Consider the following 11,277-nt stretch of genomic DNA (forward strand, 5'->3'; position numbering starts at 1 on the left):
CCAGCCATGCCCAGCGCTTCAACAAACTGTTGACGCTCCGATCACCCCGACCCTAGGCTCCACAAAGCGGAAACACTTTTCCGCTGCCCTCTCGTACGGAAGGTCACGATGTCGCAGCGCGTGCTCACCACCGAGTCCGGCGCCCCCGTCGCCGACAACCAGAACTCCGCCTCCGCCGGCGTCGGCGGCCCGCTCCTTCTCCAGGACCAGCACCTGCTGGAGAAGCTGGCGCGCTTCAACCGCGAGCGCATCCCGGAGCGCGTGGTGCACGCCCGCGGCTCCGGCGCCTACGGCCACTTCGAAGTGACCGACGACGTCACGGACTTCACCCACGCCGACTTCCTCGGCGAGGTGGGCCGGCGCACCGAGGTGTTCCTGCGCTTCTCCACCGTGGCCGACAGCCTCGGCGGTGCCGACGCCGTGCGCGACCCGCGCGGATTCGCGGTCAAGTTCTACACGGCCGAGGGCAACTACGACCTGGTCGGCAACAACACCCCGGTGTTCTTCGTCAAGGACCCGGTCAAGTTCCCCGACTTCATCCACTCGCAGAAGCGCGACCCGTTCACGGGCCGTCAGGAGCCGGACAACGTCTGGGACTTCTGGGCCCACTCCCCCGAGGCCACGCACCAGGTGACCTGGCTGATGGGCGACCGCGGCATCCCGGCCTCGTACCGGCACATGAACGGCTACGGCTCGCACACCTACCAGTGGACCAACGCCCGCGGCGAGGCCTTCTTCGTCAAGTACCACTTCAAGACGAACCAGGGCATCCGCTGCCTGAGCAGTGAGCAGGCCGCCGAGCTCGCCGGCAAGGACCCCAACTCCCACCAGACGGACCTGCTGCAGTCCATCGAGCGGGGCGTGCACCCGTCCTGGACGCTGTACGTGCAGATCATGCCGGCGGCCGAGGCGGCGGAGTACCGCTTCAACCCGTTCGACCTGACCAAGGTCTGGCCGCACGGCGACCATCCGCTGCGGCGCGTGGGCCGGCTGGTCCTCGACCGCAACCCGGACAACGTCTTCGCCGAGGTCGAGCAGGCCGCGTTCTCCCCGAACAACTTCGTGCCGGGCATCGGCCCCTCGCCCGACAAGATGCTCCAGGGCCGCCTGTTCGCCTACGCGGACGCCCAGCGCTACCGCCTGGGTGTCAACCACACGCAGCTGGCCGTCAACGCGCCCCGGGCCACGACCGCCGAGAACTACGGCCGGGACGGTCTCATGGCGTCCAACCCGCAGGGCCGGTACGCCAAGAACTACGAGCCGAACTCCTACGACGGCCCGGCCGAGACCGGCCGCCCGCTCTCGGCACCGCTCGCGGTGCACGGCCACACGGGCACTCACGCGGCGCCCCTGCACACCAAGGACGACGACTTCTTCCAGGCGGGCGAGCTGTACCGGCTGATGTCCGCCGAGGAGAAGTCCCGCCTGGTCGCGAACATCGCCGGGGGCCTGTCCCGGGTGTCCCGCGACGACGTGATCGAGAAGAACCTCGCGCACTTCCACGCCGCCGACCCGGAGTACGGCCGGCGCGTGGAGGAGGCGGTCCGCGCGCTGCGCGAGGACTGAGACTCCCTGACCGTGTCCGACCGCCCGGGGACGACCCGGATGAGGGGTGGTCACCCCGGGCGCGGACACGGTCAGGGCGAGGACCGCGGCGGCGTGCGAGCCAGTGCGGTGGTGAAGGATCCGGTGGCGGCGTCTCGACCTGAGGGAGGCCGCCCCGGGATCCGTCGCACGCGCCGCGGTCCCCATCCGGAGAACCCACCCCTCCCCGAGACCCCGTCCGGCGGCGCGAACGTACTGTCGCGCCCAGCCTCGCGCCGCCGGACGGCCACAGCGCCCGAGGTGCGTGAGCGGCCCGGGCACCGCAGCCTGAAGGCATGGCACCTCCGACCGAACACCCGCACGTCGTGGTCCACGCACCCGCCCTGGACGGCTCCCGCCGGGTCACCCTGGGCGAGGAGCCGCTGGGCGTCGCCACGCACTCCGACGACGTCGCCGAGATCCTGCGGCTGGCGGACCTGTACGTCACGGACGTCGCGGACAGCGACCTGGTCGAGTGGCAGGGCGGCGGACCGGACGACTGGCCCGGACTGTCCGAACACCACGAGGCCTGACCGTCACGAGGCGTGAGCGGCCCGGCGTGGCCCCGCAGACACCCGTACGGCACCGGTCGTACCCGCCGTACGGAACCCTCAAATGAACCTCTGAACCCGGCCCCGGGGGCTTCAACCGCCCCCGGGGCCGGGCACATTCTCGGCACACGGGACCCGTCGGCACGGGGGCGGCGGGTCCCGGCCGGGCCCCTGGCCCGCGCCGGGGGCTGTACGGGGTGGAGCCATGGGCGAGGGGACGGCGGCGCGGCCGGAGCCGCACGGGACCGCACTGCCGGGACGGGGCTCCCGGGCCGCCGTGACCGTCGCCGTGGTGGAGCAGTACCTGGGGGGGCATGGTGGAGGCCGGCCGGGGACGGTGCGCCGGGGGGGGTCGCCGACGTCCGGCCGGCCCCGGCCCCGATGCGCATTCCGCTCGCCGAAGGGGAGCGGGCGCGGGCTCACGGACGACGAGCGCCTGCCGGCGGTCGCGCCGCACGGTGAGGCGGCCCTGCGGGGGCGGCGCAGGCGGCGGGGAGTGAAAGAGACACGGAGGCGGGGGAACGCGGCAGGGGCGGTCCGTCCTGGTGGACGGACCGCCCCTGCGGCTCGGCGTCAGACCTTCAGCGTCCTGATGGACGTCGGCGCGTGGCCGGGTTCGGTGGCGAGTTCCTCGAACTCGACCACGTTGCCGATGTCGTTGGTGGTCGACATGGAGATGTTGGTGACGCGTTCCAGGATCGCCTCGACGACGACCGGGACCCGGTACTCGGCGGCGAGCTTCTTCGCCTGCTCGAAGGCGCTGCCCAGTTCGGCCGGGTCGGTCACCCGGATCGCCTTGCAGCCGAGGCCCTCGGCGACCTTGACGTGGTCGACGCCGTAGACGCCGATCTCCGGCGAGTTGAGGTTCTCGAACTCCAGGTTGACCTGGAAGTCGATCTCGAAGGCCCGCTGCGCCTGGCGGATCAGCCCCAGGTAGGAGTTGTTCACCAGGACGTGGACGTAGGGGATCCGGTGCTGGGCGCCGACCGCCAGTTCCTCGATCATGAACTGGAAGTCGTAGTCGCCGGACAGGGCGACGACGGACGCCTCCGGATCGGCCTTGGCGACGCCGAGGGCGGCCGGGATCGTCCAGCCGAGCGGGCCGGCCTGGCCGCAGTTGATCCAGTGGCGGGGCCGGTAGACGTGCAGCATCTGCGCGCCCGCGATCTGCGAGAGGCCGATGGTGGAGACGTAGCGGGTCTCCGGGCCGAAGGCCTTGTTCATCTCCTCGTAGACGCGCTGCGGCTTGATGGGGATGTCGTCGAAGTGCGTGCGGCGTTGCAGGGTCGCCTTGCGCTCCTGCGCCGAGGCGGCCCAGGCGGAGCGGTCGGGCAGCCGGCCGGCCGCCTTCAGTTCGCGCGCCACCTCGACGAACAGTTCCAGGGCCGCCTTGGCGTCGGAGGCGATGCCGTAGTCGGGGGCGAAGATCTTGCCGATCTGGGTCGGCTCGACGTCGACGTGGACGAACTTCCGTCCGGCGGTGTAGACGTCCAGCTTGCCGGTGTGGCGGTTGGCCCAGCGGTTGCCGATGCCGAGGACGAAATCGGACTCCAGGAAGGTCGCGTTGCCGTAGCGGTGCGAGGTCTGCAGGCCGACCATGCCGGCGTTCAGCTCGTGGTCGTCGGGCAGGATGCCCCAGCCCATCAGCGTGGGCACGACGGGCGTCCCGGTCAACTCGGCGAACTCCACGAGCAGTTCGCAGGCGTCGGCGTTGATGACACCACCGCCGGCGACGATCAGCGGCCGCTCGGCGGCGTTCAGCATGCCGAGGGCCTTCTCGACCTGGGCGCGGGTCGCGGCGGGCTTGTAGACCGCCAGCGGCTCGTACGTCTCCGGGTCGAACTCGATCTCCGTCAGCTGCACGTCGATCGGCAGGTCGATGAGGACCGGGCCCGGGCGGCCGGAGCGCATCAGGTGGAACGCCTGCTGGAAGACGCCCGGGACCTGCGCGGCCTCCAGGACGGTCACGGCCATCTTGGTGACCGGCTTGGCGATCGAGGCGATGTCGACGGCCTGGAAGTCCTCTTTGTGGATCACGGCGGTCGGGGCCTGACCGGTGATGCACAGGATCGGGACGGAGTCGCCGATCGCGGAGTACAGGCCCGTGATCATGTCGGTGCCGGCCGGGCCGGAGGTGCCGATGCAGACGCCGATGTTGCCCGGACGGGTGCGGGTGTAGCCCTCGGCCATGTGGGAGGCACCCTCGACGTGCCGGGCGAGGGTGTGGGCGATGCCTCCGGAGGCCTTGAGCGCCGCGTAGAAGGGGTTGATCGCCGCGCCCGGGACACCGAACGCGTCGGTGACGCCCTCACGCCTGAGGATCTCGACTGCCGCACGGGCAGCGGTCATACGAGCCATGGAACTACTCCTGGTTCGGCTGTCGGATACGCACTCCCGTCGCGCCCCGCCGTGAGCACCTTCCGTATTGCGGAAACTAGTTTCTACTATCTGGAAACAATGTAGGGGGGTGCGGACAAGCCGTCAAGAGACGTCCGGACAACGGGCCGAGCAGCGGACAAGCACGGTCCCGCGGGTGGACGATGGGGGGCATGTCCGAGAGCGTGCCGGTGCGCTGTCCGGCCTGTGGACGCGCCCATCTGTTCGCCGTGCCGTCCTACGCGTGCGCCTGCGGAGCCCCCGTGGCGCCCCCGCTCGATCCGCGCGCCGAACCGGCCGTCGTCACCCACCGTTCCTGGGAGGCGGAGTGGGTGACCGTGCACTGCGCGGCCTGCGGCCGTCCCTCCGCGTGGCCGTGTCCGGAGCTGGGCTGTTCCTGCGGCACGGTGCTGCGGTTCCCGGTGGCGGACGCGCGCGACGCCCGGCGCGACATCCCGCCGCGGCCGGTGCGCCCCGCCTTCCGGCCGGTGGCCATCCGCACCGCCCGGGACGCCGTCACCGCCGCCGCCCTCTATCTGCGCTGGCTCGGCCACCGGGACGTGCGGCGCGCCGACCGGCGCCCGCCCTCCGGCACAGGGCTCGCCGCCCCGGGCGTGCTGGCCTGGGTGGATCCGACCGTCCGCCCGGCGGACACGCGGGACGTGGAGTGCCTGTGGCTCACCGCGATGACGGAGTCCGCGGCCTGCGTCTACTTCTCCCTCGCCGGGTACGGCGACGAGGCCCGCGCCCGCGCCGACGCGCTGGGCGTGCCGCTGTTCGTGCTCGATCCGGCCGGCACGCCGCAGCCGGTCAACCGGCCGGCCGAGGCGTTCGCCGCCTGACCCGCGGGCGCGGGACGGCGCCGGCCCCCACGGCCGGGGAGCCGGCGCCGTCGTGCGCGGTGTTACGGGTTGACGCAGGTGATCGAGCCGACCGGCAGGTTGTTCCCGGTCGAGGTGGCCGTGAAGCCGAACGTGACGGTGCCGTCCGGCGGGATCGTGCGGTTGTGGTCCACGTGCCTGACCGTGACCGTGCCGTCGGTGCCCGTGCTCAGGCTGCCGTTCCAGACCTGGCTGATCCGGGTGCCGGCACCCGGCTGCCAGCGCACGGCCCAGCCGTCACGCGCGGCGGTGTTGTGGTTCATCACCTCGACGGACCCCTGGAAGCCACCGCCCCAGGAGTTGGTCACCTTGTAGATGGCCATGCACCCGGTGTGCGGGTCGGTGGGCGTCGGGGTCGGCGTGGGCGTCGGGTCCGGGGTGCCGCCCGAACCGCGGATGCCGGTCACCTCGCCGTTGCCGCCGTCGAAGACGATGTCGGAGCAGGAGAAGAAGTTCTCCTGGCTGTCCGAGCGCACCCACTGGATGAACATCATGGCGTCACCCGAGCGGCCGGACGGCAGCTTCAGGTCCCAGTAGTAGTGGCCGGAGTCGCTGCCCACCGAGCCGGACTGCGGCGGGTTGGTGACGGTCTGGATCAGCTCCAGGTCGCCCCAGCCCAGCGGCTTGGCGGGTGAGTAGCCGGGCTTGGAGACGTACACCCGGAAGTCGCCCGGGTGCGCCGCCCAGTTGCTGTGCTTGATACGGATGGTCGCCCCGGAGGTGAGGTGCGTGCGGGGCCAGTCGGCGCGGGCGGCGTTGTAGCCGGTGAAGTTGTACGGCGAGCGGTCGCCGGCGCTGCACAGCTTGCCGTCCGGGACGTAACCCGGGCCGCGTCCGCCCGCGTTGGAGTCGAGCACGGCGAACCAGTTGTACAGCGAGCTCGCGCCGCTCTCGGCGAGCGCCGCCTTGCACGCGGGGTTCGTCGGGTCCAGGGAACCGGTGCTGGTCTTGGCGTCCAGCCAGCACAGGTAGGTTCGCGAGCCGGGCGTCATCGTCACGCCGTGCGCCTGCGCGCTGTTCTGGCCGATCAGGGCCAGACCGAGCCCGCTGAGCAGGGTGACCAGGACCGCCAGTAACGACAGGGGGCGTCTGGTGCTTCGAGCCATGTTCTCTCCTGTGGGGATGGTGGGTTCGGTTGTCTCCCCGGGGGTTCGGGGCGGGTCAGGCCGGCGGGGTGCCCCAGGCCAGGGCGCCGTTCAGGTAGGCGGGGATCCTGGGGGCGTCGGTGTAGGAGGCGGCGGTGGTCCGGCTGTGGTCGTCGCTCTCGTCGAACGCGGACCAGTCGGACTTGGCCAGGCGCAGCTGGAGGTCGCCGGTGTCCTTGCCGGCGGCGAGGGTGCCGCTCTTGAAGCCGACCTCCAGATAGGCGTCCGCGCCCGCGACCGGGGTGCTCAGCGGCACCACCCGCAGGGTGAGGTTGGAGCAGCCGACGGCCGCGTGGTCGCAGAAGGCGTTCACGGTGGACGAGCCGCCGTCCCGGGTGAAGTAGTAGCGGGCGGTGACCTTGGTGAGGTCCACGGAGGCGCTGCCGGTGTTGGCGATCCGCAGGCCGGGGCGGATGCCGTTGTCGGTGGCCGAGGCGTCGTTGTTCTTGTAGGTGACCTTGAGGCCGCCGGCCGGGTCGGGGCCGCCGCCGCCCGCCTCCGTGGTGACGCTCAGCGCGGTGGAGGCCGCGGAGACGTTCCCGGCGGCGTCGCGGGCCCGGACGGTGTAGCTGTACGCCGTGGCCGCGGTCAGCCCGCTGTCGGTGAACGTGGTGCCGGTGACCGCCGAGGCGTTGACCTTGGTGCCGTCGCGGTACACGTCGTAACCGGTGACGCCCACGTTGTCGGTGGCCGCCGTCCAGGCGAGGGAGACGCTGGTCGCGGTCTTCGCGGTGGACCTCAGACCGGCCGGCGCGGTGGGAGCGGTGGTGTCGGCCGGGTCGGGCTCACCGCCGCCGTCCGTCGGCACGGCCGGGTACGCGTTGCGCACCAGCATCGAGAACTGGTTGTGGAACCAGTGGCCGGCGAGCGGCGCGTCCGGCATGGCGCCGGTCGGGTTGCCGCCCGCGTTGGGCGCCGTGTAGTCCGGGTTGCACATCGGGTCCGGACGCTTGCCCTCGTCGTTCGGGATGTCCTTGCTGGCCCCGTCCGACTCCCCCGGCGGCTTGATCCACAGGAAGGCGTCGAGGTGCGAGTCCGGGTAGCCGGCGGGCGAGGCCTGCGGGGGCTGTCCGAGGCCGGCGCCGTTGACGTTGCACCACAGGCCGCGGTGGGTCCGCCGGTCCACCTTGGACTGGCTGACGTAGGTGTCCAGGACCGTGCTGGTGGACTCGGCGGTCGGCCGGGCCGCGCCTCCCCAGCCGTTGCGGGAGGTGTCGACGACCATGCCGGTGGAGGCGGGCCAGCCCTGTGCCACCAGCGTGGTGTGCACGGCCTTGGTGAAGTCCGACTCGTCGAAGTTCGGGTTCCACTCGTAGTACTTGCCGGACCGTATCTGGTTGCCGCCGACCGTCTTGTTCGGGTCGGTCAGGAACGGTTCGGCGAGCGGCGTGTAGTTGGAGACGTTGGTGATCAGGCCGTCCACGCTGCGCAGGCCGGCCGTGGTGCCCTTGACGACGTCCGTGTACAGCTGGGTGGTCTGGGAGAGGTTGGTGTCCCAGCCGAGCCAGCCCGAGTGGGCGAAGTCCATGTACGTGTACACGTTCGGGATGGCGTGCAGCTTGTTCAGGGCGTACCGGATGGCGTCGACCTGGATGCCGCTGCTCTTGGCCTGGGCGCACTCGGGGTCGGAGAGGTTGGTGACCAGGTTGGGCAGGCCGTCCGGCTCGATGACCGTGGTGATGCGGATGTCCTGGTACTTCGGGTTGGCGAAGACCTTGGCGATCTCGTCGATGTACTCGCTCTTGTAGCGGGCCAGACCCGCCGCGGTGAGGGGCAGTTCGCCGTTGGAGGCCAGGGCGGAGCAGTCGCGGCCCGGCAGGTCGTACACGACGAACGTGGCGACGAGCGGCCGGCCGGGCTTCTTCTGGGCGAGCGCCAGGTCCAGATGGTCGGCGAGGCTCTTGCGGCCCGCGTTGGCCTCACCGCCGTGGATGGCGGCGATCCGGTCCAGCCAGACGGCCGTCGGATAGGTCTTGACCTTCTCCATCCTGGCCTTGAGCGTCGCGTCGCTGGTCTGGGCGATGGATCCGTCGACCAGGCGCGCGTAGTCCGGGTTGACGTAGAACGAGGCGCCCGCGAACGGGTTGTCGACGTGCGCCTCCGCGGCGGACGCCTCGGGTGCGGTCAGCTGGGCCGCCGCGCCCAGCAGCAGCGTGCTCACCGCGGTGGCCAGGGCCGCCGTCCGCTTGCGGTGCGGCCTGCGCGGGCGGGTGTCCGCGCGTCTGGTCCGGTCTGTCATGTGCTCTCCTCGGTGCGGGGGTGCGGGTTTCGGGTGTGGGGACGTCCGCGGGATCAACCGGTGGGGAGAACCGTGGGTCCGGTCAGGCAGGGGTGCAGCGCGGGGCGGGGGTGCCCGCGGTGCCGTTCGCCGTGTAGCCGAACGAGGTGGTGGCGCCGGCGGCGAGGGTGCCGCCCGAGCCGGTGCCCCGGACCGTGATCCGGCCGTCGGCGACGGTGTGGGTGCCGTTCCAGAGGCTGGTGACGGTCGCGCCGCCCAGGTCCCAGTCGACCGTCCAGCCGGTGATCGGGCCGGTGCCGGTGTTCTTGACGGTGACCTCCGCCTGGTGGCCGCCCGGCCAGGAGTTGACCGGCTTGTGGGTGGCGGTGCAGGCCTTGACCGGGATCGGCTCCGGATCGGGGTCCGGATCGGGGCCGGGGTCGGTGCCGTAGGTCAGGCCGCGGCCGTAGGGGAAGAGCGGGCTCTTGCCGTCGCCGTCGTTGATCGGCTGCTGGGAGGCGCTGCGCATCCAGGTCACGGGCAGCTTGCCGGTCGGCGCGTGGTCGCCGAACAGCACGTCCGCCACCCCGCCGCCCTCGGTGCCGGGCAGCCAGGCCGCCAGCAGGGCCTTCCAGTCCGGCAGTTGCGCGGCGATGTCCAGCGGGCGGCCGGAGACCAGCACGACCACGACCGGCACCCCGCTCGCCTTCAGCCGGGCCAGGGTCTGCAGGTCTTCCTGGTCCAGGCCCATGCCGTCCGGCCGGTCGCCGCGCATCTCGGCGTACGGGGTCTCGCCGACGACGGCCACGGCTGCCGTGTAGCCGCCGTCGATGCCGTTGCCGTAACGGTCGTAGGTGACCCGGGAGGGGTCGGCGACGGCGGCGCGGATGCCCTGGAGGACGGTGGTGCCCTCGGTGACGGGGCCGCTGCGGCCCTGCCAGCCGACGGTCCAGCCGCCGCTCTGGTTGCCGATGTCGTCGGCGGACTTCCCGGCGACGAACAGCCGGCCGGACTTCGGCAGCGGCAGCACGCCGCCGTCGTTCTTCAGCAGCACCTGCGAGGCGCGCACCGCCTGCCGGGCGAGGGTGCGGTGGGCGGCCGAGCCGACCGTGGCGGTGTACGAGCGGTCGGTCGACGGGCGTTCGAAAAGCCCGAGTTGGAACTTCTTCGTCAGGATGCGCCGGTTGGCGTCGTCGATCCGGGCCTGGGAGATCCGGCCCGCGGTGACCTCGCCGCGCACCAGACTCAGGAACTTCTTGTAGTCGTGCGGGACCATCACCATGTCGACGCCCGCGTTGACGGCGGTGGCGATCTCGGCGCCGGTGAAACCGGTCTGCCCGTCGAGCTGGTCGACCGCCGCCCAGTCGGAGACGACGAAGCCGGTGAAGCCCAGTTCGCCCTTGAGGACGTCCGTGACGAGGTACTTGTGGGCGTGCGACCGTACGCCGTTCCAACTGCTGTAGGAGAGCATCACCGAGCCCACGCCGCGCCGGATCGCCTCCTTGAACGGCGGCAGGTGGACCGCGCGCAGCTCGGCCTCCGTGAGCTGGGTGTTGCCCTGGTCGACTCCCCCGGTGGTGCCGCCGTCGCCCAGGTAGTGCTTGGCGGTGGCAAGCACGGAGGCCGGATCGCCGCCCAGGGTGCCGCCCTGCAGGCCGGTGATGAACGACGTCATGGCGGTGGGCAGTTCGGGTGTCTCGCCGAACGACTCGTAGGTGCGCCCCCACCGGTCGTCGCGGGCCACGCACAGGCAGGGGGCGAAGGACCAGTCGATGCCGGTGCCCGCGACCTCCTCGGCGACCGCGCGCCCGACGCGCTGCACCAGGGCCGGGTCCCGGGTGGCACCCAGGCCGATGTTGTGCGGGAAGATCGTGGCGCCGCGCACCGCGTTGTGGCCGTGCACCGCGTCGATGCCGTAGATCATCGGAATGCCGAGCGGCGTGGTCAGCGCCGTGCGCTGGAGGGAGTCGTACGTGTCGGCCCAGGTCTGCGCGTTGTTGGGGCTGACCGTGGAGTCGCCGCCGGAGAGCACCGAGCCGATGCGGTAGGTGGCGAGGTCGGATTGCGGGACCAGGGCGTCCTTCTCGATCTGGGTCATCTGGCCGAGCTTGTCGTCGAGCGTCATCCGGCCCAGCAGGTCCTCGACCCGCTGCGGCACGGGCAGGGCCGGGTCCCGGTACGGCAGCGCGGCGGCGGCCCCCGCGGTGTCCCGCTCGGGCGGGGCGGCGGCGGTGAGCGCGGTCACGCCGAGCGCGGCGGCACACAGGGCGGCGACGAACGCCGGGCGGCGGGCGCCCCGGTGGGCGCGAGGGTGGGCTCGGGCTGCGGGGAGGAGCGGGATCATGGCGGAGCCTTTCCGGATGCGGGCCGGAGGGGCGGGGGCGCGGTGCGGCCCGGGGACGGTGCACGGTGCCGGAGACGGGGAGGCGCGGCGGACGGGACGTACCGGTGGGCCGGTGGGCCGGTGGGCCGGTGGGCCGGTGGGCCGGTGGGCCGGTGGGCCGGTGGGCCGGTGGGCCGGT

7 protein-coding genes are annotated in these 11,277 nt (G+C 72.1%); 3 read left to right on the forward strand and 4 right to left on the reverse strand.

Going from position 1 to position 11,277, the window contains the following annotated elements; all coding sequences use genetic code 11:
• The first annotated feature begins 108 nt into the window (after positions 1-108).
• Together Q5694_RS31010 and Q5694_RS31015 are read left to right on the forward strand one after the other, a co-directional pair.
• Positions 109-1,566, forward strand: coding sequence for a catalase (locus Q5694_RS31010; protein ID WP_333936823.1), 1,458 nt, complete (start codon positions 109-111; stop codon positions 1,564-1,566).
• 314 nt (positions 1,567-1,880) lie between these two features.
• Positions 1,881-2,117 (forward strand): hypothetical protein, encoded by a 237-nt coding sequence (locus tag Q5694_RS31015; protein WP_333936824.1) that lies wholly within the window; start codon positions 1,881-1,883, stop codon positions 2,115-2,117.
• A 591-nt stretch (positions 2,118-2,708) separates the two neighbouring features.
• Here the strand turns inward: Q5694_RS31015 and gcl are convergent.
• Positions 2,709-4,493, reverse strand: a complete 1,785-nt coding sequence (gene gcl, locus Q5694_RS31020) for a glyoxylate carboligase (protein ID WP_333936825.1) — start codon at positions 4,491-4,493, stop codon at positions 2,709-2,711.
• Positions 4,494-4,675: 182 nt separating this feature from the next.
• Here gcl and Q5694_RS31025 point away from each other — a divergent pair, with 182 nt between their 5' ends.
• On the forward strand, positions 4,676-5,353 hold the full coding sequence (locus Q5694_RS31025) for a hypothetical protein (RefSeq protein ID WP_333936826.1): 678 nt from the start codon (positions 4,676-4,678) through the stop codon (positions 5,351-5,353).
• A 62-nt stretch (positions 5,354-5,415) separates the two neighbouring features.
• Here Q5694_RS31025 and Q5694_RS31030 read toward each other — a convergent pair whose 3' ends face one another.
• From Q5694_RS31030 to Q5694_RS31040, 3 genes are all read right to left on the reverse strand, one after another.
• Positions 5,416-6,498, reverse strand: a complete 1,083-nt coding sequence (locus Q5694_RS31030; protein ID WP_333936827.1) for a lytic polysaccharide monooxygenase — start codon at positions 6,496-6,498, stop codon at positions 5,416-5,418.
• A 55-nt stretch (positions 6,499-6,553) separates the two neighbouring features.
• Positions 6,554-8,776: a glycoside hydrolase family 6 protein gene (locus Q5694_RS31035; protein WP_333936828.1), complete on the reverse strand. Its 2,223-nt coding sequence runs from the start codon at positions 8,774-8,776 to the stop codon at positions 6,554-6,556.
• An 82-nt stretch (positions 8,777-8,858) separates the two neighbouring features.
• A complete protein-coding gene (locus tag Q5694_RS31040; RefSeq protein WP_333936829.1) occupies positions 8,859-11,099 on the reverse strand; it encodes a glycoside hydrolase family 3 N-terminal domain-containing protein in 2,241 nt (746 codons plus the stop codon).
• Positions 11,100-11,277 lie beyond the last annotated feature (178 nt).

It is taken from the genome of Streptomyces sp. AHA2, from assembly GCF_036857595.1.
In the GTDB taxonomy this organism is placed as follows: Bacteria; Actinomycetota; Actinomycetes; order Streptomycetales; family Streptomycetaceae; genus Streptomyces.

Excerpts from the sequence above, each read along its gene's own strand:
- Q5694_RS31035 (WP_333936828.1), bottom strand. The coding sequence starts at position 8,776 with ATGACAGACCGGACCAGACGCGCGGACACCCGCCCGCGCAGGCCGCAC.
- gcl (WP_333936825.1), bottom strand. The coding sequence starts at position 4,493 with ATGGCTCGTATGACCGCTGCCCGTGCGGCAGTCGAGATCCTCAGGCGT.
- Q5694_RS31015 (WP_333936824.1), top strand. The coding sequence starts at position 1,881 with ATGGCACCTCCGACCGAACACCCGCACGTCGTGGTCCACGCACCCGCC.
- Q5694_RS31030 (WP_333936827.1), bottom strand. The coding sequence starts at position 6,498 with ATGGCTCGAAGCACCAGACGCCCCCTGTCGTTACTGGCGGTCCTGGTC.
- Q5694_RS31040 (WP_333936829.1), bottom strand. The coding sequence starts at position 11,099 with ATGATCCCGCTCCTCCCCGCAGCCCGAGCCCACCCTCGCGCCCACCGG.
- Q5694_RS31010 (WP_333936823.1), top strand. The coding sequence starts at position 109 with ATGTCGCAGCGCGTGCTCACCACCGAGTCCGGCGCCCCCGTCGCCGAC.
- Q5694_RS31025 (WP_333936826.1), top strand. The coding sequence starts at position 4,676 with ATGGGGGGCATGTCCGAGAGCGTGCCGGTGCGCTGTCCGGCCTGTGGA.